The sequence below is a fragment of the Devosia sp. 2618 genome (assembly GCF_040546815.1).
GTDB lineage: Bacteria > Pseudomonadota > Alphaproteobacteria > Rhizobiales > Devosiaceae > Devosia.
Genome location: NZ_JBEPOO010000001.1, coordinates 38379 through 61010 on the forward strand (window position 1 = coordinate 38379; position 22632 = coordinate 61010).

The 22632-nt window shown below is 59.5% G+C and carries 21 protein-coding genes and 3 pseudogenes; 10 read left to right on the forward strand and 14 right to left on the reverse strand.

Going from position 1 to position 22632, the window contains the following annotated elements:
* Window positions 1-55 precede the first annotated feature (55 nt).
* Together ABIE28_RS00185 and ABIE28_RS00190 are read right to left on the reverse strand one after the other, a co-directional pair.
* A pseudogene (locus ABIE28_RS00185) lies at window positions 56-445 on the reverse strand (TraM recognition domain-containing protein); the annotation flags it as partial.
* A gap of 72 nt (window positions 446-517) precedes the next feature.
* Window positions 518-1024, reverse strand: a complete 507-nt coding sequence (locus ABIE28_RS00190) for a hypothetical protein (protein WP_354059030.1) — start codon at window positions 1022-1024, stop codon at window positions 518-520.
* A gap of 312 nt (window positions 1025-1336) precedes the next feature.
* On the opposite strand from ABIE28_RS00190, the gene ABIE28_RS21110 reads away from it, so the two are divergent.
* The 3 genes from ABIE28_RS21110 to ABIE28_RS21120 all read left to right on the forward strand — a co-directional run bounded on the left by ABIE28_RS21110 (window position 1337) and on the right by ABIE28_RS21120 (window position 2887).
* Window positions 1337-1705, forward strand: a complete 369-nt coding sequence (locus ABIE28_RS21110; protein WP_502913342.1) for a hypothetical protein — start codon at window positions 1337-1339, stop codon at window positions 1703-1705.
* A 481-nt stretch (window positions 1706-2186) separates the two neighbouring features.
* On the forward strand, window positions 2187-2591 hold the full coding sequence (locus tag ABIE28_RS21115; RefSeq protein WP_502913343.1) for a hypothetical protein: 405 nt from the start codon (window positions 2187-2189) through the stop codon (window positions 2589-2591).
* Window positions 2592-2596: 5 nt separating this feature from the next.
* Window positions 2597-2887, forward strand: coding sequence for a pseudomurein-binding repeat-containing protein (locus ABIE28_RS21120; protein ID WP_502913344.1), 291 nt, complete (start codon window positions 2597-2599; stop codon window positions 2885-2887).
* Window positions 2888-2910: 23 nt separating this feature from the next.
* Here ABIE28_RS21120 and ABIE28_RS00200 read toward each other — a convergent pair whose 3' ends face one another.
* Together ABIE28_RS00200 and ABIE28_RS00210 are read right to left on the reverse strand one after the other, a co-directional pair.
* The gene (locus ABIE28_RS00200) at window positions 2911-3138 is read right to left on the reverse strand and encodes a hypothetical protein (RefSeq protein WP_354059031.1); all 228 of its coding nucleotides are present in this window, start codon (window positions 3136-3138) and stop codon (window positions 2911-2913) included.
* Between the two features lie 449 nt (window positions 3139-3587).
* Window positions 3588-3847 (reverse strand): annotated as a pseudogene (locus ABIE28_RS00210) (transposase); the annotation flags it as partial.
* 322 nt (window positions 3848-4169) lie between these two features.
* Here ABIE28_RS00210 and ABIE28_RS00215 point away from each other — a divergent pair.
* Window positions 4170-4457, forward strand: coding sequence for an MBL fold metallo-hydrolase (locus ABIE28_RS00215; RefSeq protein ID WP_354066363.1), 288 nt, complete (start codon window positions 4170-4172; stop codon window positions 4455-4457).
* A pseudogene (locus tag ABIE28_RS00220) lies at window positions 4370-4570 on the forward strand (IS3 family transposase); the annotation flags it as partial. The gene ABIE28_RS00215 and the pseudogene ABIE28_RS00220, both read left to right, overlap by 88 nt.
* A 155-nt stretch (window positions 4571-4725) precedes the next feature.
* Here ABIE28_RS00220 and ABIE28_RS00225 read toward each other — a convergent pair.
* The 9 genes from ABIE28_RS00225 to ABIE28_RS00265 form a co-directional block, all read right to left on the reverse strand.
* Window positions 4726-5772 carry an Ldh family oxidoreductase gene (locus ABIE28_RS00225; RefSeq protein WP_354059033.1) on the reverse strand — a complete coding sequence of 349 codons (1047 nt, stop codon included), beginning with the start codon at window positions 5770-5772 and terminating at the stop codon, window positions 4726-4728.
* A gap of 87 nt (window positions 5773-5859) precedes the next feature.
* Window positions 5860-7272, reverse strand: a complete 1413-nt coding sequence (locus ABIE28_RS00230) for an amidase (protein ID WP_354059034.1) — start codon at window positions 7270-7272, stop codon at window positions 5860-5862.
* Window positions 7269-7472 (reverse strand): hypothetical protein, encoded by a 204-nt coding sequence (locus ABIE28_RS00235; RefSeq protein WP_354059036.1) that lies wholly within the window; start codon window positions 7470-7472, stop codon window positions 7269-7271. Before ABIE28_RS00235 ends, ABIE28_RS00230 begins: the two co-directional genes overlap by 4 nt.
* Window positions 7469-8506 (reverse strand): ABC transporter permease, encoded by a 1038-nt coding sequence (locus tag ABIE28_RS00240; RefSeq protein ID WP_354059038.1) that lies wholly within the window; start codon window positions 8504-8506, stop codon window positions 7469-7471. Before ABIE28_RS00240 ends, ABIE28_RS00235 begins: the two co-directional genes overlap by 4 nt.
* 32 nt (window positions 8507-8538) lie before the next feature.
* A complete protein-coding gene (locus ABIE28_RS00245) occupies window positions 8539-9537 on the reverse strand; it encodes an ABC transporter permease (RefSeq protein ID WP_354059040.1) in 999 nt (332 codons plus the stop codon).
* A complete protein-coding gene (locus ABIE28_RS00250) occupies window positions 9534-11084 on the reverse strand; it encodes a sugar ABC transporter ATP-binding protein (protein WP_354059041.1) in 1551 nt (516 codons plus the stop codon). The genes ABIE28_RS00245 and ABIE28_RS00250 overlap by 4 nt, the downstream gene beginning before the upstream one ends.
* Before the next feature lie 71 nt (window positions 11085-11155).
* The gene (locus tag ABIE28_RS00255; RefSeq protein WP_354059043.1) at window positions 11156-12175 is read right to left on the reverse strand and encodes a substrate-binding domain-containing protein; all 1020 of its coding nucleotides are present in this window, start codon (window positions 12173-12175) and stop codon (window positions 11156-11158) included.
* A gap of 130 nt (window positions 12176-12305) precedes the next feature.
* The gene (locus ABIE28_RS00260; protein WP_354059045.1) at window positions 12306-13028 is read right to left on the reverse strand and encodes a hypothetical protein; all 723 of its coding nucleotides are present in this window, start codon (window positions 13026-13028) and stop codon (window positions 12306-12308) included.
* A 263-nt stretch (window positions 13029-13291) separates the two neighbouring features.
* Window positions 13292-14329, reverse strand: coding sequence for a LacI family DNA-binding transcriptional regulator (locus ABIE28_RS00265; protein WP_354059047.1), 1038 nt, complete (start codon window positions 14327-14329; stop codon window positions 13292-13294).
* 1223 nt (window positions 14330-15552) lie between these two features.
* Between ABIE28_RS00265 and ABIE28_RS00270 the strand changes: the two genes are divergently transcribed.
* From ABIE28_RS00270 to ABIE28_RS00280, 3 genes are all read left to right on the forward strand, one after another.
* Window positions 15553-16320, forward strand: a complete 768-nt coding sequence (locus ABIE28_RS00270; protein WP_354059049.1) for a class I SAM-dependent methyltransferase — start codon at window positions 15553-15555, stop codon at window positions 16318-16320.
* Window positions 16321-16470: 150 nt separating this feature from the next.
* Entirely contained in the window at window positions 16471-17142 is a 672-nt protein-coding gene (locus ABIE28_RS00275) for a GntR family transcriptional regulator (RefSeq protein WP_354059051.1), read from the forward strand.
* A 119-nt stretch (window positions 17143-17261) separates the two neighbouring features.
* On the forward strand, window positions 17262-18470 hold the full coding sequence (locus ABIE28_RS00280; protein WP_354059053.1) for an O-antigen ligase family protein: 1209 nt from the start codon (window positions 17262-17264) through the stop codon (window positions 18468-18470).
* Between the two features lie 10 nt (window positions 18471-18480).
* On the opposite strand, the gene ABIE28_RS00285 is transcribed toward ABIE28_RS00280, so the two are convergent.
* Window positions 18481-19875 carry an L-serine ammonia-lyase gene (locus ABIE28_RS00285; protein ID WP_354066364.1) on the reverse strand — a complete coding sequence of 465 codons (1395 nt, stop codon included), beginning with the start codon at window positions 19873-19875 and terminating at the stop codon, window positions 18481-18483.
* A 164-nt stretch (window positions 19876-20039) separates the two neighbouring features.
* On the opposite strand from ABIE28_RS00285, the gene ABIE28_RS00290 reads away from it, so the two are divergent.
* Together ABIE28_RS00290 and ABIE28_RS00295 are read left to right on the forward strand one after the other, a co-directional pair.
* Window positions 20040-20657, forward strand: coding sequence for an alpha/beta hydrolase (locus ABIE28_RS00290; protein WP_354059054.1), 618 nt, complete (start codon window positions 20040-20042; stop codon window positions 20655-20657).
* A gap of 165 nt (window positions 20658-20822) precedes the next feature.
* On the forward strand, window positions 20823-22523 hold the full coding sequence (locus tag ABIE28_RS00295; protein WP_354059055.1) for a sensor domain-containing diguanylate cyclase: 1701 nt from the start codon (window positions 20823-20825) through the stop codon (window positions 22521-22523).
* The last annotated feature ends 109 nt before the right edge of the window (window positions 22524-22632 follow it).

Consider the following 22632-nt stretch of genomic DNA (forward strand, 5'->3'; position numbering starts at 1 on the left):
CAACCATCTGATTCCACGGAAACACATGGCCGTAGTGCTTGAGCTTCACTTTGAAGGGGCGAATGCCTTTCACGAAGACCCAGGCCTGATCGCGTGGCATGGCCATGATCACGTCAGCCGTGATCAGGCGACGCCTCATCCTCTTGGTGCTGACATTCACCTCGTCTGGCGCTGCGCGATATGAATAGTCTTGGCGCACGATGGTGCCCTCTGAAAGCATATCTGAAACATATTTCGCGCGTTCCAGCGAGTTGAGACCGGCATAGACCTCCACATCGCAATAGTCGTTGATCGACGCGGCCGCCTCTTGCCCATACTTCCGGACGAGGCCGCTGAAGATCTGGATGAAGAAGTCCGCTGTGATGCCAAGGCCGCGCATGACTTCGAGATCGCTGCCGACATTGGCAAAGCGGTAATTCAAGAATTCATGGCAGCACAGGTGAATGCGCTATTGGCGCGGATTCCGCTTTGCCGCAGAAAGCAGGTTTGCATTGAGAATCGAGGTGAAGCTCTCGAACTACGTGACATGACTGAATGGCAGCATGGGCATCGCCACGATGGGGCGCTGGCACATTTCCTTGATGTTGTTGGTTGGTGCGCGGCCATAGTCGGAGAGATATCCAGCCTGGTTATAGGGACTGAGGACTTGCGTCGCCCATTCCAAGAATGATCCAAAATTCTCTTCATTCTTCTCAGCACGCGAGAGCAGGTTACGTGCATCGCTTTTCAGGAACTCGACGATGCGATCATCCTCGACCATCGGTTCTAGCTTCTTGTCGATGGTTTGCAGAACCTCGGTGAAAAGCTTCGGATCGTTGAGCATCGCGAACGCGGCGCCCGGCGTGCATTTGCCGTCCTGCTTGTCGGGCAGCAACAGCTGGACAATTTCCTTGACAATGCCCACCGCATCTTTGCGGCCATTGGCCGTCTCCGAGTAAACGGCGTCGACAATGGCTGGAACAGCCCGAGCTCGACATTGCCGCAGGTCGCCATATGAGCCTTGGTCGGATTGATCCCCCAGCACTCAACACCTGCGGCCTTGAGACCCGGCAGCAACATGGGCGCAAGCTCAAGTTTCACATCCGGCGCAAAAACGGAATATCCCATCATGGCGCGGTGAAGGATGTCGCCCACCACGAAATAGATGTCCTTGCCGGAACCTGGTGGTGCCTCGTAAAGCCCGAACGGCGCGTCCTTCGGTGTGAATACGGCGCGACCAATTTGAATCCAAGAAATGTGCCCGAGCCTGCATCGAACATGCCCCGTGCTTCGAGCTCTGCCTCCGTTGCTTCCCGCGCGCTGCCGTGATCGATGCCTGCATCGCGACTATCGAGCAGTGTCTTTCGATGCTTCACGTCGTGGATCAACCGCGCACCGCCGGTCAGGCCGTAAATGCCAGCCACGCCTGCGCCTAGAGAGGCTAGACCTTGCTGGTAGAAGGAAGCTGAGGCATCGCGCCAGTTTTCGCGGGGATGCCGAGGCTGTGTTGATGCCTGAAGATGAGGCGCGCTTCGACACCGTCACCTATACCTACTACCAGCAGCTCAATGGGTACAAGTACCTGAAATCGCTGCATATCGGCTACCATTTTTACGCAAACTCCTACGTCGATGACATCTTGAAAGCGCTCAACCCCGCCGAGAAAACCATTGGGCACATTCCGAATGTGAACTCGCGTGAAAGCACCAAAGACAAGTTTAAGTAAGTCGAACACATCATTCATGAGCTCGGCACCTGGCAAGGCACCGATCCGCAGACCGGATTCCAACTTGTCGAGACCAAGGATGGCCGCACGCTAAAAATCGCGGACCTCGTTGACCCTGAGCAGCAAGCTCGCGTTCAGGCGAGCTTGCCTGCCCCTGAAATGAAGACAGATCGAGACTATTTCGACATCATCATTGCGCTCGGCATGGCCAAGGGAGGTTTCGACTGGATTTGTTGTGAGCATGCGCTAACGGTCGGCTACCGGTCAAGGCTGACTGAAATCGTTCAGATCATAGGTCGCGCCACAAGAGATGCGCCTGGGAAAACAAGTGCGCGCTTCACAAACCTCATTGCGGAGCCAGATGCCTCTGAAGAGGCGGTGACAGAGGCAATAAACGATACCCTCAAGGCCATAGCCGCCAGCCTCTTGATGGAACAGGTCTTGGCCCCGCGGTTCACCTTCACTCCCAAGAAGCCTACGAATGAGGCAGTTCCTGGTTTTCAATACGGGAATGACGGCTACGATCCTGCTAGATGCAACAGGGCAATTCCAAGTGGAAATTCTCGGTCTCGTTGAGCCAAAATCAAAAGAGGCGAACCGCATATGCCAAGAGGACCTAAATGAGGTGATCACCGCTTTCGTGGAAGACAAACAGGCATTAGAATGCGGACTTTTCGACGGTGAACATGTTGGCGGAGATACTCTGCCCGAAGAGCTAACTCAGCTCCGCATGGGAAAAATCATTCGAGGTCGCTATCCCGAGCTTGATGAAGAGGATCAGGAGGCCGTGCGTCAGCACGCTGTGGCCGCACTCAACTTGGTAAAAAAGCGAAGGAACGCGTGCTTTCTTCTGGCGTGTCAGATAGGGCGAATACCGCGTTGCTAGATGGTGTGCGTAAGTACGTCACCGACGTCCGTGATCTTGATATCGGTTTGATCGATAGCATCAATTCGTTCAGCGAGGCCTACGCGATCCTCGCAAAGACAATGAGCGAAAATAGCCTAAAGCAAGTTGCTGCAATCATCTCGACTCGGAAAGTCTCGATGAGCCCTGAAGAGGCACGCGATCTCGCGAAGCGCGCATTGAAGTTCAAGCATGAGCGCGGTCGGCTTCCCTCCATCACAAGTGCTGATCCTTGGGAGAAGCGTATGGCCGAAGGGCGAGGAAATTGCAAACCGTGAACACTGCGAAGACTTCGAGCTGTTCAGCGCGGCTGGCCGGACAGGCCGAGCTTTTCCTCGATTGCTTCTATGGCATCGTCGAACACATCGACAGGGGCGTTCTCGGCCTCCGGCGGGCTTAGGCTTAGCGAGAACAGAAACTGCTTGCAGCGCGTGCCCCGGCTGATGGCAAACGCCTCTTTGAAGGCACCTGATAGGTTATCAGCAACGAAGCCGCGGATGTCATGCAACGTGACATGGTCGTTGGTCACGCGTATTCATCAGGTGGATGGCGAGCTGCATTCCGCCTGCGCGCTGGTTGCCCTTGAGGATCATCGTGCCCTCTCCTCCGGCAGTCCGAGGGCCGCGACAAGCTGGTCGCGCAGCGCGCTCACACGCGCATAGGATTCTTCCAGCTTTTCAATGGTGGTCTCATCCACGGCCAGTGATCCGGAGTTGGCGTGTATGGCAAGCTGGTTGAGGTTGTTCGCGATCCGCGACTGCCCAAGCAGGCGAGGGCACGGGCAAGCGCCTCGTGATCTTTGACGGGCATCCGGGTTTTAGTTTTACGTTTGGCCTCTCCGTCCGCAAAAATGCAGGCTCGGGAGTGGAGCGAGCCCCCGCAACCATCCTAGACGCACCCTTTTCCTCGAAGGAAAGGGCAAGCGGTGAGCGAGCTCCCGCAACAACGCCCCCCTAAATGCTCTGGCGTTTAGGGGTGTTTCCTTTTTTCGCTGGTGGCTGCGCGGGCAGTGTCACCGGCCGGCGCTTTCCCGCCTCCATGAACTCCTTGGACCAGGTGTAGTAAAGGCTCTGTGAATACCCTCGCGCCGGCACACCTCGGCTGTGCTGTCTTCGGCGCGAAAGCCATCCAGAACGATCCGGATCTTGTTTTCAGCTGAAAAGTGCCCACGGGTCGCTCGGCGGATGTCCTTGTACCTGCTCCACAGGCTTCTTCGTCTTCGTGGTTTTCGTCGTCATTCTGGTGTCTTTCGTCTTTCAGACGAGACCAGAACTCCGCCTAACGATCAAACCCAACTATGAGACATAGGTGTTGACGCCGGACACTGTCGCACAGCCGCGCTGTCATCGGGTGTTGGGCGCGCTGTGCGCGACCGAAGGCGCCAAGAAAAGCATTGCAGCATTCGTTGAATAACGTCCACCACCATTTTCAGCCCGTTAAGTAGAGTCAAGAAATGCAAGAAAAAATCTGCAATCAGCTTTCGTCGTGGCCTTCGCTACAGTCGACATGGGTCTTCCAGAAGACCACGAGGGGCAAACCGCAGTTCGCTTCTTTTTCGTTATGGGCAGGGATCGCACCGCTCTGATCGACAGCGGACTTTATGCTGGCTATCCATCGCTTGAGCGTGGCTCCGAGGAACTTGGGCTAAAGCTTGTCGATCTTGATATGCTGCTACTCACGCATGAGCATATGGATCATGTTGGCAACAATGGCGCGATTAAGCGAGCAAGTGGTTGCACGATTGTTGGCCACAAGGCCCCTTCCTGCCCGGCGAAAACGAGGGCCAGATCACAGCCTTCATCGCGAATTACAATCACCGGCGTTACCATGAGAGGATGGACAACGTGACGCCCGCAGACGCCTACTTCGGCGGGGCTGCAGCCATCATCAGACAACGCGAAAGGATCAAACGACTGACCATCCAGCATAGGCTCTTACAGCACCGCAAGTTAGCCATATAGTATCAGCCCAAGACCAGGCCAGTGCTCAGCTAATCCGCGATCCAATCTGAGCCAGATGATCTGACAACGGATAAGATAATGCTCAACACTTCAGAGCGCACAGTGGCACTAGACACGACAAGGTCTGTCCGTGAGCATGCCTATTTCTTCGATAGCTACACGCCGGACAGTTTGAGGTTTTCCCGAATGGCCATCTTAGTCAGCGCATCGACGACGCTTGGCACGAGCGGGACACCGTCCTTGAGGGCATCACGCTTACAGGCCAGCGCCTTCTGTCCGGGCAGCCGAACCGCGGCCATACCCGCATGGGGACGTGAGCCCAAGCACAGCTTGACGAGGGCAGAGGTGCGCTCTTGATAAGCGCCGACACCGGCGAAAAACTCGGGATCGAAAACCTGGATAAAGGTGGCGGCGCCCCAGCGTTTTTCGGCGATACCGCGGCCATAGCCACTCAGGCCCTGCGACAGTGCCTCAACCATCAGGGCCATTCCATAGCCCTTGTGGCCGTGATCGTGGCCGCCGGCTGGCAGCAACGTCCCCGGCGGCGTCTGATTGAGCACGGTGGGATCGTCGGTAGCGTTACCATTGCTGTCTTGCAGCCACAGGCCGGCCGTCCGCTCGCCGCTGCGACCGAGCCGTCCTGTCATGCCGTTGGTGGTGATTGAGGAGGACATATCTATCAATATCGGCTCATTCTCGGTGGGAATGCCGACAGCGATGGGGTCGGGGGTGAACACGGGGTCGAGGCCGCCGTAAGGGGCGACCGACGCGATGGAGGGGTCGGAGCAGGTGATGATGGCCATCAGTCCCTGCTCTGTGAGGCGGGGCAAATAGGCCTGCAGGCAGCCGATGTGATGACTGCGGCCAATGGCGACGGCACCGATGCCAAAGGTGCGAGCCTTGGTGGCGGCGTTTTCCATCCCCTGCAAGGTCAGCCAGACCCCGCTCAGCCACTCGCCATCCCAGACCGCGACCGCGCCGCGGTCACTGACAATGGTCGGCTCGCCAGCGGCGGTCATGCCGCCGGAGATAAGGTCGTCAACATAGGCTGGCAATAGCTGCAGGCCGTGGGTGTCATGTCCCATCATGTCTGCTTCGACCAGAATCTCCGCCACACTCTGTGCCCGATCAGCTGGCATACCGTGGCGGGCAAGCAGGGTTGCGCCAAAGGCCGTCAGTGCACCGGCGTCATAACGAGTCATCAGTATCAACTCCAAATTCAATAAGCGAGAGGCTCCGGGCGAAGCCCAGGTCTCAAAGGGTTGGAACGGCGAGTACTGCGAAGATGGCTAGGCCCCCGGCGGGGTCCGCTGGTGCCAGTCTGTATATTTCTGCAGCTGCACGCCGAGACGCAGTAATGTGGCTTCGTCGAAATTGCGACCGATCAACTGCAGGCTGATCGGCAGCCTCGAGCCCGAGAAGCCGTTAGGTAGGCACAGAGTGGGCGAGCCGCTTAGATTTGTGGGGAACACATTGCGCCAGAGCGCATCCAGCGCCTGAACCTTCACGCCGTTGATCGTCACAGTGCTCTCGCCTATGCCGGGGGCAACGATGGGTACAGTAGGGGTCACCAGCATGTCGACCTTGGTGAAAACCTCGGCGAAATCCTTGCAGATCAGCCGGCGTACGCGCTGGCCGAGCAGATAATCCGTCGCCAGAACGCTCATGCCAGCATCGAGTTCACGCCGCACGTTCGATGAGAAATCATCGGCCCGCGCGCGCATGCGGTCGCGGTGATAGGCGGAAGCCTCGGCGGCCAGGATCGCCAGCTCAGCACCGAGCGCGTATTTTAGGTGTGGCAGCACCATGGTCTCGATGGAGTGGCCCAGCGCGCGGAGCAGATCGAGCGAGGACTCGAACGCCGCGCGAACCTCCTCATCTACGCCCTCCAGATAGTAATGAGCCGGAACGCCAATGCGCAGCCGCTCGGGAGATTGGCTGACCACCTCACTATAGCGGGGCAGCGTCACCTTCACGGACCCCGGATCTTCGGCATCGAAACCGGCCATGGCCTCGAGCAGGAAGGCCAGATCATCGACGCTGCGGGACATTGGCCCGGCAGTGTCGAGCGACCACGCTAGCGACAGGGCACCTCGTTTGCTGACCAGCCCATAGGTGGGCTTGAGGCCGGAAATGCCGCACAACGCGCTGGGGGTGCGGATCGAGCCACCGGTATCACTGCCGGTTGCGCCCATGCAGATGCCGGTGGCAATGGCGATGGCCGAACCGCCGCTGGAGCCGCCGGGCACATGGTTTGGATTCCAGGGATTGCGCGAGGGGCCGGCATAGTCGTTGTTGGTGGTAGGGCCATAGGCGAACTCGTGGGTTTGGGACTTGCCCATCACCACGCCACCGGCGCTCCGCAGGCGTGACACGGCCACGGCATCGACTCCGGTCTGGTGGCCGGCGAGGACTTTAGAACTCGCGGTGGTGGGCAGGTCGTGGGTGCCGAAGATGTCCTTGATAGTGAGCGGAATGCCCGCCAGTGGGCCAACCTCATCGCCGGCGTCGAGCCGGCGATCGATCTGCCCCGTGATCTCGAGCAGGCGGGTACTGTCGGTACGCGCCGCAAACACGTTGAGCTCTCGATCTAGCCGGTCGGCGGTTGCGATGGCCTGAGTAACCAATTGGGTGGCACTCAGGCTGCGCGCGCGCAGCTGCTCACCGGCCTTGCGGATGCTCAGGGGGACAATCGTACTCATGGCTTCACTCGGAACGCGAAGGCGGGTTCAACCTCGCTGACGTCCACCTCATCCATGGTGCGGATGGCAGCGACGATGCTGCGGATCACGCCCGATGCATCCTCAAGACGGGCTGGCGTCAACGGCATATTGCCGACTTCGCGCAGCATGGCGTCACAGGCCAGGAGGACGGCATCGTCCTTATTGTCGATCTGGGTCATGCCTCCGTTCCTCCTTTCAGTCGGTCATCGGCCTTTTGGCCAAGGCGAAGCAAGTTAGTAAAATGGCTGGACTTCAGCGCGCCAAAGGCCAACACGGCTATCAGCGTCACTCCCCAGGCAAAGTCCTTGAGGAAGTTGCTGCCGCTTGACTGGAACACTAAGTTGAGGCCGGTAGACAGCAATTGCAGGATGAGCACCGAAAAGATCACGCCAACGATCTTGCCGACGCCGCCCAAGGGCGAAATGCCGCCGAGCACGGCCACTAGGATGGCCATCAACACATAGGACGAGCCGAAGTCGACGTTCGCCGAATTGGTCACGCCCAGATTGATCATGCCGGCAAGGCCCGCCAGCGCGCCACTGAGGGCATAAACCGCTAGCAGCAGCCGTCTGGTGTTGATGCCGGAATAGCGCGCGGCCACCGGATTGGCGCCGTAGAGGTAGATGTTGAAGCCAATTCGACGTCCATGCATCATGAACGCCAAAGCGATTGCCGCCACGAGGAAGATCAGCGCCGGGATCGGCAGGCCGAATAGTGTGCCGCGTCCGATAGTGGCGAAGGTGCTGATGCCGAACAGGGTGCTGCCGCCGGTGATGACGGTGCCGATGCCGGTGAACAGGGTCATCGTGCCCAGCGTCGCCAGAATGGGCGAATAGCCCAGCACTGCGACCAGCATGCCATTGAGCAGGCCGCACAGCATGCCCACGCCCACGCCGACCGCGACACCAACAAGCGCCACCAGTTCAGGGGGCAGGCCGAGCTGGCCGGCGACCATGCCTGCCATGATATTGGCGGTCACGATTGAGCCGAGATTGGCGGTGGCATTAACCGACAGATCGATGCCGCCGGTGAGCAGGGTCAGCGCCACTGCTAGCGCTAGCAGGCCGATGACGCTGGTCTGCAGCAACATAGATTGCAGGTTCTGGACGCTGAGGAAAATGTCGGGCCGCGCCACACCAAGCCCGGCCATAATCAGGATGGCGACGACAAACAGCACTACAACATGCGTGTTCAGATATTCGGGCAGTTTCATTGAGGTCTTCCCCTTGCCTTGTGCGCTCGCGGTCATGGCTCGGTACCTCGCTGGCGCTGGCTGAACTGGCCGAACAGCGGCAGGCCGATGGCCAGCAGCAGCAGCGCTCCAATGGCCACTTTTTGCCACACGGTGGAAACGCCCAGCACGATCAGGCTGTTATTGGTAGTGACGATCAGCAAGGTGCCGAGCAGCACACCGATGACGCTGCCACGCCCGCCGGTGATCGCCGCGCCGCCGATGACGACGGCGGCAATGACATCGAGTTCACCGCCGACTAAGGTTTGCGGATTGGCCAACCGGATCACGCCCGCGGCGGTCAGGCCCGCAATGCCAGCCAGCAGACCCGCGGTGGTATAGGCGAGGATTTCGATGCGTTGGACATTGATGCCCATGCGCGCCGCCGCCACCCGATTGCCACCGATGGCATAAAGGCTGCGTCCGACAGTGGTGTAGCGCATGACGAAAAACACCAGCGCCGCGATCAGTAGGAACATCAGCACCGAGACATGCAAGCCCACCTTGGCGCCGTTATCTGCGGTCAACGTCAGAATATTGGTGCGCGAGAATTCGACCATGCCGGACGGCACTTTGCGGATAGTATCGGTGCCGACGAAATACAGCAGGAAGCCGCGAAACAGGCTGGTGGTGCCCAGTGTGATGATCAGTGATGGCGCTTTGAGCCAGGTGACCAGCAGGCCGTTGATAGCCCCCAGCCCTGCCCCCATCAGCGCGGCAATGCCAAACAGCAACCAGATCGACAGATCGGGGAACAACGCATTCGCCAGCGTCACCGTGCCGTACATCGCCACCACGGCAATGGCGGCGAAGGAGACGTCGAGCCCACCAATGATCAGCACGATGAAAAAGCCGATGGCGAACAGCCCGACCACCGTGCTGCTTTTGAGCATGGAGAACAGGTTGAAGTAGGTCAGAAAGCTTGGATTGATGATGCCGACGATGGCGACCAGCAGGACCAGCACCAGGAGCAGCATGGTTTCCTGTCGTAGCTGAAGTCGTGGAAAGGTCATAACTTGCTCTCGTTGATAATGGCCATGATTTCGGTGGTCGAACTTTGCGCAACCACTCGTTCGGCTGCGATCCGCCCATTGCGCAAGATCAGCACCCGGTCGCAAACCTGCATCAATTCGGGTAGATCATCGGAAATGACGATGATGCCAACGCCCTGATTGGCCAGATCGACGATGACATCGTGAATGCCGGCCTTCGAGCCGACATCTACACCCACGGAGGGGCGATTGAGGATGAGCACGGCGGGATGGCTCGCCATCCATTTTGCCAGGACCACGCGCTGCTGGTTGCCGCCCGATAGGCTGGTGACCGGTGCCTGGTCCGACGATGCCTTGATTGACAGCTTGTCGATCCACTGCTTGGCTTCGGCGGATTTGCGCTGCCCGGTGAGCCAGCCGAAACGGTCGGTCAACCGGCTGGCGGCGCGGACGACGATATTGTCGCGGATGCTGAAATCGAGGAACAGGCCTTCGCTCAGCCGATCCTCGGGCACATAGGCGATGCCGGTGCGCAGCGCGTCAGCCACGCTGCGCACGGTGACATCACGCCCGTCGATGCGCAACTGACCCTTGGCCGCCGGCGCAATGCCGTAAATGGCTTTCGCAAGCGCCGTGCGGCCAGCGCCCATAAGCCCACCAAGGCCGAGGATTTCGCCGGGCGCCAGATCAAAGCTGACATCCTGAAACTGGTCGCCATCCGACAGGCTGGTCAGCGAGAGCCGCGGCTGGGCGGCTGCCGGAAGCGCCGGACGCTCATAGCGATCTGATGAAATTTCCCGGCCGGTCATGGCGCGCTGGATATCGGCTTCGGTCAGCTCGTTGAGCGGCGCCGACAGCACCACATGGCCACTGCGCAGCACCACCGCCCGCTCGGCGATATCGGCAACTTCCTGCAACTTGTGGCTGACAAAAATGAAACCCATGCCCTCGCCGGCCAGCCGACGAATGAGGGTGAACAGCTGATCGACCTCGCGGTGGGTCAGGGCGGTGGTTGGCTCGTCCATGATCAGCAGGCGCGCGTCATGGGCCAGAGCCCGCGCAATCGCCACGAGCTGCTTGTGCGATACCGGCAGCTCGCTCAAATCTTTGTCAAGGTCGATGGTGACCTTCATGTCGTCCAGAACTGACTTAGCCAGCGCGCGGCCTTTGATGCGGTTGATCAGATGGCGGCCCTGGCTGATCTGGCGCGGGAGCCAGATATTTTCAGCCGCCGACAGATTGGGGAACGGGGCAAAATCCTGATAGATAATCTGCACGCCAGCATGGATGCGCGCTGATGGCGGCTGTGCCGACCAATCGACGCCATCGATAAATATCTTCCCGGAATCGGGGCGTTCGACGCCAGCAATCGAGCGGATCAAGGTCGATTTGCCCGACCCGTTCTCGCCGGCCAGCGAAATGACTTCGCCCCCGGCAACCTCGAGGCTGACGCCCGACAGCGCCCTCACCCCGCCGTAAGATTTGGCAATATCGACAATGCGCAGCAGGGGCGCAGTGCCGGCGGTTGGGTGCGGTTTTGCCCGCGCATTGTCCGCGATATCAGCCATGAAACAACCTCAATCTAAAGATGATGCCGGGTCCGCAGACCCGGCATCGCTATTGATCAGTAACTGCGCAACTAGAAGTTGTGCTGTTCCATGTTCTCGACGGTCACGTCGACCCAGGCCGCGCCATAAACTATGTCGCCCTTGACGATGACATTGTTGTAGCCGGGCACGCCGAGATCGTCGCCGGTCACGATCGGCTCGTGGTTCATTGCGCGGATAGCCGCCGACATCATCGCCTGGCCAGCCATCTTCGGATCCCAGAAGCTAATAAGATCGACAGCGCCGGTTTCCAGCAGGTCCTGCGTCAACGAGACGAGGCTGGTGCTGACCACAGAGGTGCGTTCTTCGAGGCCAGCTTCTTCAATCGCCTGGCCGATGCCGATGGGATCGTTGGAGGACGAGCCCTGGAAGCCCTTTATATTGGGATAGGCCACCAGCAGTTCGAGCGTCTTGCGGTACGCGGTTGCCGCGTCCTCATTGGTCTCGATCCGGTCGCCGACCAGGGTCATCTTGGGATAGGTCGCCACCTGATGGGCGACTGCGGCATCCACCCAGGCGGTGTGCGCTGCGTTGGTAAGCTTGCCGACGAAGACTGCGTATTCGCCCTCTTCACCCATCTGGGCGGCGAGATGATCCATCAGATGCACGCCATATTCGGCGTTGTCGAAGGCTTCAACGTCAAAGTTCTTGGTCGGCTGAGTTTCGCCCTCATGGGTCACCACGACAACACCCTGCGCGCGGGCTTTGGCCAGCACTGGCTCCAGCGTCTGGGGCGAGATCGGTACGATGCCGATGGCATCCACGCCCTGCGCTACCAGATCTTCGATCAGCTGCGCCTGCAAAGCTGCGTCCGAGTGGGAAACGCCCTGCATGAACACCTTGATGCCAGGGTTTGCTGCAGCATATTCGACCAGGCCCTCTTCCATGCGCAGCCACCACGGATCACCGGCCACCTTGACCACGACGGCCATTGACTTTTCGTCCTGTGCGACGACGGACGAGACGGTTACGAGTGCGGTTGCGCCGAGCAGGCTGGCCAGCACCACGGCGCGAACGCCGTTTGCGGAAAAAATTGCTGTATGCTTGATCATTGGTAGTTCTCCCTGTTTTCCAATTTTCTTTGTTTGTCGGCCACCCACTCTGGCCTATGACGGCACTCTTGCAGTGACTGCGCTGCATGCTCAACGTAAACATCTCAGTCCACCAGCCCTTGGGCTGGAATTAGGCAGTAGCTTTGAAAGCGCTTCCAGCCAATATATCAAGAGAGTGGGATGACCGCCTTGTATGGAATAGAGGCAGCTGCGTCTGCCGAAGGCAGGCGACCATTCCGCCACCACTCACAAGGCCGATTAGTCCTATTGAGGCAGCCCGATAGACTACTGCCGATACACGCCGCAGGACGGCGGTCGCACCGGATAGTGCCTCCTCCACACGCGCGCACTCACCCTGTGCCAGCGAGCGCTCGTATTCACTAGCGATACCCTCCGCCATCAGCGCCGTGTCGCGTTGTTCAGTCACTGCAAATCCAACGTGAACCGGCGTCTGGACATTGTCGCTGACCCCCTCCTGACTGAACACGGCTTGCCCCAGCAGGTCGCGTCCTGAAGGGCTCGCACGGGGCCCGCCGGGGGCAGGACCTGAGGTAAAGTAATCGTCGATCTCGGCTGTGTGCCTAAACAGTGCATCATGGACAAAGTTAACAGTATCCAACTCGTCCAGCCGATAGCTCGCTGCTATAAAATGCTTCTGGTCGATCAGACGACCAAGGACGACCACGACGCCGGCGGGCTTGATGTCCATGGGCAAGGTGCGCGCGCTAAACTTGCGGCACAAATAGACCGTGCGGGCGTCGTCACTGAATCCCCCTGCCCAATGGCACCCAAAGTCATGCATTGACAGGTCGATGTTATTCACATCGACGCGCAGGTCGGCCAGATATTGCATCGCGGTCGCCCACTGAAGGCAGTGGCGGAAACTAATAACCTTCAGGCTACCCGGAACCAATTAGGCAATCCCCCTTGGCTTCGGCATCTTTGCCTGAAACCGCTTTCATCTCTATATCTACTCATCCCGCACCCACTGTCAACTGGCATCTCGCGATGACGATAACTGCCAAACTATATAGAGCATGAAGCTTCACTTGGACGATTAGTCAGCATGCATATTGGTATTAAGAGGCGGCCGAGGTCAGCCCGAACCTGATGAAACTATGTTTCGGTATTGCGCGGTGGTGCGGAGGAGCCGCGGAGCATGATTTGGGTTGGCAGCTTTGTAGTGGCGGGCGGTACCCAGCCATTGAGCGCCGCCACAATGTGATCCGCGGCCAACCGCCCGATCATGGCTGCGGGCACGTTGACCGTGGTAAGCGGCGGATCGGTATGCGACGACATGTCCACATCGTCATATCCAGTCACCGAAACATCGCGGGGCACGCTGAGACCCAATACTCGGCTCTCGGCCAAGGCGCCAATGGCGAAGGCGTCGGAGCTGCAGATCACGGCAGTGATCTCCGGCTCCATGGTCATCAACTTGCGGAAGGCTGTCCGTCCATTTGTCACCGAATATGGGACTTCTGCGATCCGGGTCGGCGCTAGCGCTATGCCCGCAATGTCAAACGCTGTCAGTAGTCCCTGCCGTCGCGCCCGCTGGCGGTCATTGTGCGGGGCTACATCGGTTATGATACCGAATTCGCGGTGTCCCAGATCGAGTAGCATTTGCAGCACTCTGTTCATCGCCTCGGCGTTGTCTATACCGACGGCCGGCACCGCAAATTGTGATTCGTTGACATACGTGGTGATGACGGGCACGTCATATTGACCTGCCAGAGAGACGGCGGCCGAGCTGACCATGTCACCGACCAGCACCAGGCCATCGACCCCGCGTTCAAGCAGCACCTTTATCTCTTCTAGCTCACGGTCCGAATCATATTCGGAATTGGCAATCAACAGTGTGTATCCATGCTCGCGCAAGCGCTGTTGCAACGCTGCGGTGCCATTGGCGAAAACTGTCATGCCTAGTGTGGGTATTACTGCGCCGATGGTGCTGCTGCGTCCCAGGCTGAGCGCTCGAGCCACCGCATCTGGCGCGTAGCCGAGCTTGGTGATGGCTTTGCGTACCTTGGCCTGCAAATCGGGGCGAACGATTCCCGGATGGTTCAGCACCCTCGACACGGTTGCCGGAGACACCCCGGCGGCGCGGGCAACATCGCTGAGTTTGGGTCGTTTATGGCTAGCGTTGTCCGTCATGGCGCTCCACCCTCCTAAAGAGGAACCCATAGTGTTGCGACAAAGCACGGTCTAGATAGCATCTCTATCTTGGTCTGTTCGGCCCCGCTATTTTCTGCTCTGCTGCAACTGACGCCTACTTCGGAAGAGCTGCCTTCTTCATCAAGCGCCCGGTTGACGAAATCCCAGCGGAGGAGGTGTTCGCTACCAACACCAACACCAACACCAACAAGGTGAGGTAAACCCGTAACCATAAGTCACTGTTGCCTAACTTTCGACGTGCGGTGGCGACTTTGGGGCTCTTAGCTAATGACCCGTCACCGCCCGAGCGAGTATGACCGTGGTCGATTATCCATCCCGCCAAATGGGGCAGAGGGTAAGATCCCCTTTTCGCGAAACCGGTAGCAATGGATGGCCGCATCACCGCCTGCCAACGCGGATCACTGCGTCTTGGCACAGGTGGTGCCCGAGAGCGCAATAGTGGCCTAACGGCTCAGCCGCCGTCGTCAGCTGCATTGGCGCACCCGATGATAGCGCTCTCTGGGCCATCGCCATTTGTGGGGTGCCGTAACATCGCACAATAAACGCGGGCTGGATGGCGTCCAGATGCATATGACCAACACGCCCATTCTGCCGGTCGAGGCGTTAGTCGAATACTGCGCTGGAGCGCCGTGGAAGGTCATGGGCTCGCCGCGGGCCTTGCGTCTCTGCGGCCACAATGGCGTTGGGAAAGTGCAAATGACCGCATTCCGATAAATGACGAAACGAGTGCTTTTAAAACGGCAGGGCAGAGTGAGCCCAGGATAAATATCGGAAGTGGTTACTGTTGGAGTGGGTGAATATCGCGCAGAGTCAAATTCTAAGTAAACTGGTTTTATTAACCCAGAAACAACTCGGAATTTTGATTCCGCAGCGGTGGAGAATTGTAATTTATTGATAGTTCATATTTTAGTCATTGCGGTGCACTAAATTGATAGGATTGGCTATTTTCTGTTGAGGGGGCGTTGTCTGAAAATTCCTAGTCGCGGCCGACTTTTTCTGAACGGCCAATCAAAGTTTGCTCTATATTATCAGATTGCGCCGAGCACTGACCGAAAGGCTTAGCGTGTAGGCCGGACGACGACGTGGCGGCTGCTTAGTCAGATGCTAGCCTTTGTGGGTCGGGACATCCTGTTCTGGCCATGCGAGGTAATGCGATGGATCTTCGCCCAATGCTCAGAGATTTGAGGCGCGCGGGGCAGACCGTGACCCGCAACCTGTTTCAGCGCCCCAATCTCTACGATTTGTCCACGGGCGAGCGCATCGGCGCGGCGTTCATGCATCCAAGCGATATGTGCGCAACTGACCGCATCATGCTCTACGCGCTCGTGCGTGGCCTGAGGCCGGAGCGTGTGCTGGAGATTGGGGTTCGATGGGGCGGCGGCGCGCGTATTATCGCAAGCGCGCTCGAGGACAACAGTTTTGGTGTGGCGGTGGGACTCGATCCGGATGGTGAGCCTTTCAGCATACCCGACCGCCATCTGCATGGCCGTTATCGCAGGCTCAGTGGGTACTCGCCCCAGGATACCGGTGCGGCGATCGACCTGCTCGGTGGCGCCCCCGATTTCGTCCTGATCGATGCGCTGCATACCCATGATGCGGCGCAGGCCGATTTTATGGGTGTGCTGACCTATATCGGCAACGACGCGCATATCCTCTTTCACGACGCCTACCATCAGGGCATCGCGTCGGCCGTGCAGGGCGTGCTCGATGTAGATGATACACTCGTGGACATGGGTTTCATTACCCGCAATCCCGAGGTGGGATCGCCGGTGTCGTATCAGGGGCTAAGGCTTGTGCGTCGCGGTGGCGTCGATTTTCGCGCCCATATCAACCAGGCCTATTCGGACGCCGGGCAGGTGCCGCCCCCCATTCATCCCGCCCTCCGAAACTATGACAGCTTCGCCAACCGAATTGGGATGGGCGCCGACCTCGCCGAGGTCGAGAAAGTGATGGCGGAAAGCGCAGAATAGGGGCGATAGCGACGTGGTGATCCGGATGCGGCTTGCGCGCCGTTGACTTTGGGAGGTGGCGGCGGCAAAAGCCCTGCTCTCTTCCGTTCTCACCAAAATGCAGGCCGACATGTCGCGCTTTGACGCCATAGATCTGATGGGCGCTCGCTAATGGCCGTTCCAAGCGCGGTCGCGGGCCTGCTGCGGCGGCCGGCGCGGATTGGCGACGAGGTCTATAGCGCGATGTTTGCGCGGATCATGTCGCTTGATATTCCGCCGGGCGCGCGGATATCGGTCGATGCCGAGGCGCGTCAATTAGGCGTGTCACAGACGCCGATCCGCGAGGCGCTGATGCGGCTCGAAAGCGAAGGGCTGGTGCGCAAGACGCATCTGGTCGGCTATAGCGCCGCGCCCCAGCTCACGGCGGTGCAGTTTGCCGAGCTTTACGAATTTCGCATGCACCTTGAGCCGTTTGCGGCGCGCAAATGCGCTGAGCTGATGCCCGAAGCCATCATCGAACAGCTTCGAACGCTGTGCGGCGAGATGGAAGATCTGCTGGAGCAGGACGGGCCGGATGCCTATGCCCAATTTGCTCGGCTCGACATGGTGTTTCATGACCAGATCGCGGCGAGCGCTGGCAATGGGCTGCTGATGGATGCCTTGGCGCGCCTGCACACCCATGTGCATCTGTTTCGCCTTGTGTCCGAGCCCAAGGTGAACCGGGCGGCGCTGGATGAACATATGCGATTGATCGCGGCGATCAGCGCGCGCGATGCGGATGGTGCCGAGGCGGCCATGCGGGCCCATATCGGGCAATCGCAGGGACGATTTGCCGTGCGCTGACCCTCCGCATCTCGGATTTTAGCGATTGCGAGAAGTAGACCACAGGCCATTTGCGGCCCTCGGTTGACGCGGGCAGGGCCCCGGTCCATTGAAGTATGGAAGCAATTCCGGGGTGGCCTTTGGCTCGTATTCTTTTTCTGTTGGCATGGCTGGCCCTGGTTGTTGGGCTGGTGCTGCCACCGATATTGCCGGAAGTCACCAATACGATCAGCGTCGTGTTGATGGTTCTGTCACTGGGGCTGCTGGCCGTCGCCGCATGGCGTAAGGAACCACTCGGTCAGACGGCCTATTGGGTGTCGCTGGTGGCCGGCCTGCTGCTGATGCTGGCGCTGATCCCGACGGCAAGATCACCTCTCGATGTGGTGCTGGTTCTAACGCTGGCGCCGCTCTGGCTGATATGGCCCTATTCGGTGCTGCTGCATCGCCTTGGCAATCGGCTGACGCCTCATCTGATTGGCCTGCTCGCTCTGGGGGGGACAGCGATCAGCACGGCTGTTTGCGCCTATGACTTTTTTGTCTTGGGCGCGCGCCGGGGCGGTGGGATTGTCCTTAACCCTGTCCATATGGGCGACGTTGCGCTCAGTCTTGGGTTTGTAGCGCTCGTGGGGTGCTTTGGTACGCTGCGGCTCCGCCCGCTGTACCTGCTCGGACCCGTGCTGGCACTGGTTTCGATCTGGCTGACTGGATCGCGCGGTCCGCTTATGGCTTACGGAGCGCTGATCATCGTTGCGTTGACCTCGGTGGCGCTGACAATGTTACCGCTCCGCCACGCGCTATTTGTGGCACTTGGCGCTGCATTGATTTGCGTGACTGCGGCGGTGGTCGGGTTCTCTCTGGGCTGGTTCAACGAATTTCGTGGTATTGACCAGATTGGTACGTTTCTCGCCACTGGCAGGTTTACAGAAAGCTCGATTAATCGACGTCTGGGTATGTACATTTCTTCCTGGAATGCCTTTCTGGCTTCGCCGATCTATGGGCACGGATTCTTCGACTTCGTAGGTGCGGCTATCCGGTACGCACCTGAAGGCGTGAAATTTCCGCACTATGACCACCTCCATGCCGACCTCGCCAACTTCATGGCGATCGGTGGGCTGATGGGCTTGGCCTGCTACGGGTTGATGCTGGCAGCGCCGATTGTTGGAGCGCTTTCTGTGCGGGGGCCGCATCGTTCGGCTGCACTCTATCTGGCGGCAACTGTTTCAGTTGGCTATGCGGTTGCGGGGCTGACCAATGCGACGTTCGGCATTTTGGTGCTGACGGTGCTTTATGCGGTGGTGACGGCGCTGATCCTGGCGCTGGACCAACGCCCGGTGACTGACCGTACTTAGTCTTTCTCTCTCAGCAGGCGACGACGTTGACGGCGAGGCCCGCAAGGCTGGTTTCCTTGTAGCGGTGGCTCATGTCCATGCCGGTCTGGCGCATGGTTTCGATACAGGCGTCGAGCGGAACCGCGTGGGTACCGTCACCCTTTAGGGCGAGCGAGGCCGCGGTGACGGCTTTGACCGCGCCAAAGGCGTTGCGTTCGATGCAAGGGATTTGGACGAGGCCGGCAACGGGGTCACAGGTCATGCCGAGATGGTGTTCCAGCGCGATTTCTGCGGCGTTTTCGACTTGGGCCGGTGTGCCGCCCATGATGGCGCAGAGGCCTGCGGCGGCCATGGCCGAGGCCGAGCCGACTTCGCCCTGACAACCCACTTCGGCACCAGAGATCGAGGCATTGTGCTTGATGATGCCGCCGACAGCGGCGGCGGTCAGCAGATAGTCGCGTACCGCTTGCGGGCCGGCAGCGGCGTTGAATTTGAGGAAATAGCGCATCACTGATGGGATGACGCCGGCCGCGCCATTGGTTGGCGCGGTGACGACGCGGCCGCCGCCAGCGTTTTCTTCGTTGACGGCCATGGCGTAAAGGCTCAGCCAATCATTGGCCATCAGCGGCGTCATCTCGTTGCGCTGCCATTGCGCGTCGAGTTGGCGGTGGATGTCGTGGGCGCGACGTTTGACGTTGAGGCCGCCGGGCATGATGCCATCCTGGCTGATGCCGCGATCGATGCAGGTCGTCATGACACCCCAGATTTCGTCGATGCCGCGATCGAGCGCAACGCGATTGCGCGTGGCTTCTTCGTTGGCGCGCTTCATTCCAGCAATGGAAAGGCCCGATGCTGTGGCCATGGCAAGCATGTCCTTGGCGTTGGCGAAGGGATAGGGCACGTCGGCCTGGCTGGGTGAGGCGGTCTTGAGCGCCTCAAGTTCTTCGGCGCTGACGACGAAGCCACCGCCGATGGAATAGTAGGCGCGGCGCAACAGCAATTGCCCATCGGTGTCGTAGACGGCGAACTGCAGACCATTGGGATGGCCGGGCAGGGCGTTGCGTTTGTCAAACACCAGATCGACCGCCGGGCGGAAGCGATAGACGGGGTGGCCGGGCGGATGAACCTGACCGCTGGCCTCGACGGCTGCGACCATGGCGTCCATCGCATCGGGATCAATGGTCTTGGGGTCTTCGCCGCACAGGCCGAGGATGACGGCGCGGCCGCTGCCGTGGCCGATGCCGGTAAAGGCGAGCGAACCGTGCAGGCTGGCCGTAATAGCGGCCGGGCGAGCGCTCGCGGCGCGCGGCCAGTGATCGGCGCGCAACTCATCGAGAAAGCGTTTGGCAGCGGTCATCGGCCCCATTGTGTGGGAGCTGGATGGCCCGATGCCGATCTTGAACACATCGAAAATGGACAGAAACATAAGGCCATTGTGCATGAATGCGGCGCGAACGCAAAGCTGGGTGTGTTCACGGGTCGCGGAGCCCGATCGTTTCGTTTTGTGTAACAGTGCGTGGCGGCGTTGGTGGTTGCGTTGAACGAGGTGTCGGCCGATATGTCGGCCAGGATCGAGTCTGGGAGACAGGAATGACAGATTATCACTACCGCGAAGGACTGGGTACGGATGCGACTTCGCCGCTGTTTGTGGTGTTTCACGGCACGGGTGGTGATGAAAACCAATTCTTTGATCTGGCGTCGCAGGTTTTGCCGGGTGCCCGGGTCGTGGCGCCGCGCGGCAATGTGAGCGAAGGCGGGGCGCTGCGCTATTTCCGGCGTACGGCTGAAGGCGTCTATGACATGGACGATCTGCGGCTGCGCACCGGGCAGATGATCGATTTCGTGCGCGCCCGCAAAGCTGAGGGTGAGGCCGATCAGGTGGTTGGGCTTGGCTATTCCAACGGCGCAAATATCCTGGCGGCGGTGCAATTTGCGGCGCCCGAGTTGTTCGACGCCACGGTCTTGATGCATCCCCTGATCCCGTTCACGCCGCCAAAGCTTGATCTGACGGGCAAGCGTGTGTTGATCACCGCGGGGCAGCGCGATCCGATCTGCCCGCCAGCCACGACGCAGGCGTTGAATGATTTCTATGCAGCCAATGGCGCGGACACCTCGCTATTCTGGCACCCCGGTGGGCATGAGCTGCGGCAGGAAGAGTTGCTCGAAGTGCAGCTGTTTCTGGCGCGTGGTACGCTGGCACTCGGCTAGGTTTCTCGGTCCAAGCCGAAGCAATCTGTTAACCAATCATAGAGGGGTGGTGGTCAACACTGCGCGCGCAAAGGCCTTCACGGGCCAAGTGGTGTTGGGGGCACGCGCAAAATCACAGGGCTCGGTACAAAAATCGCCGGTAGCCTGCGGCTGCGTGTGCTCATAATGGTGCTGCTGGGCTTTGTTGCCGTGGCGATACCGGCCTATGCCGCTTTCAACTGGATCGTCGCTTCGACAGTGGTGCAACTAGGCACGCTGTTTGCCGAAAAACAAATCCTCTATGACCGCTATCGTGGGCTCGAAGCATTGATGCGCGAGGTCTCGTTGGCGGAAACGCTGGCGGGTTCGCAGTCGATCCGCGACTGGGCGCGGGATGAGACCGATCCGTCTGCCAAGGCGCGGGGCGTGGCCGAGCTTGAGCATTTCAGGCGCTCATTTGCCGATCACAGCTATTTCTTCGTGATCGGCGCCTCGGGGAATTACTATTTCAACGACGCCGCCAACTCCTATGCCGGCAACCAGTTTCGCTACACGGTGAGTGCGGATAACCCGCGCGACGCCTGGTATTATTCGACCGTGGGGCTTGGCTCGGGCTGTCATCTTAACGTCGACAATGACGCCAATCTGCGGGTGACCAAAGTCTGGATGAACTGTGTCATCCGCGAGGGCCGACAGGTTCTGGGCGTGTTGGGCACCGGTATCGACCTGACCAATTTCATTCAGGAAGTGGTCAATGTCCCACAGGTCGGCGTGACGTCGATGTTCGTCGACCGGCAGGGCGCCGTGCAGGCGCATCGCGATCCGGATATGGTGGATCTGCGCAGCCTGACCAAGGAGATGAGCGCCAAGCGCACGGTGTTTTCGATGGTCGACAAGCCGGTGGATCAGGCAGCTTTGCGCCAATTGATGGAGCAGGTGTCGTCCGGCCAAGCCAATGCGATGTCTAAGTTCATGACGATTGGCGGCAAGGAAACGCTGGTCGGCGTCGGGTATCTGGACAAGCTCGGTTGGTACAATGTCACGCTGATGGATATTGACGCCATCATCGATAAGCGCCTGTTCGTGCCCATCGGGCTGCTGCTGGCGGCGGTGATGGGGATGGTGGCGACTGTGTTGGTGCTGGGGTTCAAGCGGCAGGTGCTGGATCGCCTGAACCGGCTGGAGCGGGTGGTCGACAGTGCGCGGCGCGGCGATTTTGCTCCGGCGCTGTCACTCGATAGTCGTCGTGGCGATGAGGTTGATCGGCTGTCGGTGGCTTTCACCGAAATGGCCGCGACTGTGAGTGACAATACCAGATTGCTGGAAGATCGGGTGCGCGAGCGCACCGAAGAGCTTGAGCGGCTGGCATTTCGCGATGGGCAGACCGGAATTGCCAACCGGCGCGGGTTTATCGCGGCCTTCGAGGCGGCGCGGCCGGAGCAGCAGCATGGGCTGTTGCTGGTCGATATCGATCACTTCAAGGCCATCAACGATACGTTCGGCCATGCCGGTGGCGATGCGGTGATCATCGAGGTGGCTCGACGGATAGGTGAGGTCGTCGATGGCAAAAGTGTGTGCGCACGGTGGGGTGGCGACGAGTTCATCGTGCTGCTGAGCGATAGCTCGCCGCATCTGTTGCGGGCGGCGGCCTATGGGGTGATCGCGGCGGTGAGCGGGCAGCCGGTGACCATGCCGGACGGTCGGAAGGCCACGGTGACAGTCAGTGCCGGCGCGTGCCTGATCGAGCATGGTGATAGTATCGAAATGGCCACAGAAATGGCCGATGCAGCGCTCTATATGGCCAAGGATGATGGGCGCAATCGGGTCCATATTCTTGATCCGGTGCTATCGCCGAAGCCGCCGGGCCGTGTTGCATCAAGGGCTTAAGGCCAAAATACTTGCGTTTGCCGAAATGTCGCCATCTCGCCTGACTAGGCGGTGTTGACGCTGCCGTTTTGAACTGCCAGCGTTCTGTTTTCATATTCCAGGGACGACC

Coding starts and splice junctions, on each gene's coding strand:
- ABIE28_RS21115 (WP_502913343.1), top strand. CDS start 2,187: ATGAGGCAGTTCCTGGTTTTCAATACGGGAATGACGGCTACGATCCTG.
- ABIE28_RS00235 (WP_354059036.1), bottom strand. CDS start 7,472: ATGACCCAGATCGACAATAAGGACGATGCCGTCCTCCTGGCCTGTGAC.
- ABIE28_RS00260 (WP_354059045.1), bottom strand. CDS start 13,028: ATGCAATATCTGGCCGACCTGCGCGTCGATGTGAATAACATCGACCTG.
- ABIE28_RS00245 (WP_354059040.1), bottom strand. CDS start 9,537: ATGACCTTTCCACGACTTCAGCTACGACAGGAAACCATGCTGCTCCTG.
- ABIE28_RS00265 (WP_354059047.1), bottom strand. CDS start 14,329: ATGACGGACAACGCTAGCCATAAACGACCCAAACTCAGCGATGTTGCC.
- ABIE28_RS00225 (WP_354059033.1), bottom strand. CDS start 5,772: ATGACTCGTTATGACGCCGGTGCACTGACGGCCTTTGGCGCAACCCTG.
- ABIE28_RS00290 (WP_354059054.1), top strand. CDS start 20,040: ATGACAGATTATCACTACCGCGAAGGACTGGGTACGGATGCGACTTCG.
- ABIE28_RS00240 (WP_354059038.1), bottom strand. CDS start 8,506: ATGAAACTGCCCGAATATCTGAACACGCATGTTGTAGTGCTGTTTGTC.
- ABIE28_RS00285 (WP_354066364.1), bottom strand. CDS start 19,875: ATGTTTCTGTCCATTTTCGATGTGTTCAAGATCGGCATCGGGCCATCC.
- ABIE28_RS00215 (WP_354066363.1), top strand. CDS start 4,170: ATGGGCAGGGATCGCACCGCTCTGATCGACAGCGGACTTTATGCTGGC.
- ABIE28_RS00250 (WP_354059041.1), bottom strand. CDS start 11,084: ATGGCTGATATCGCGGACAATGCGCGGGCAAAACCGCACCCAACCGCC.
- ABIE28_RS00295 (WP_354059055.1), top strand. CDS start 20,823: ATGGTGCTGCTGGGCTTTGTTGCCGTGGCGATACCGGCCTATGCCGCT.
- ABIE28_RS00255 (WP_354059043.1), bottom strand. CDS start 12,175: ATGATCAAGCATACAGCAATTTTTTCCGCAAACGGCGTTCGCGCCGTG.
- ABIE28_RS00275 (WP_354059051.1), top strand. CDS start 16,471: ATGGCCGTTCCAAGCGCGGTCGCGGGCCTGCTGCGGCGGCCGGCGCGG.
- ABIE28_RS00230 (WP_354059034.1), bottom strand. CDS start 7,272: ATGAGTACGATTGTCCCCCTGAGCATCCGCAAGGCCGGTGAGCAGCTG.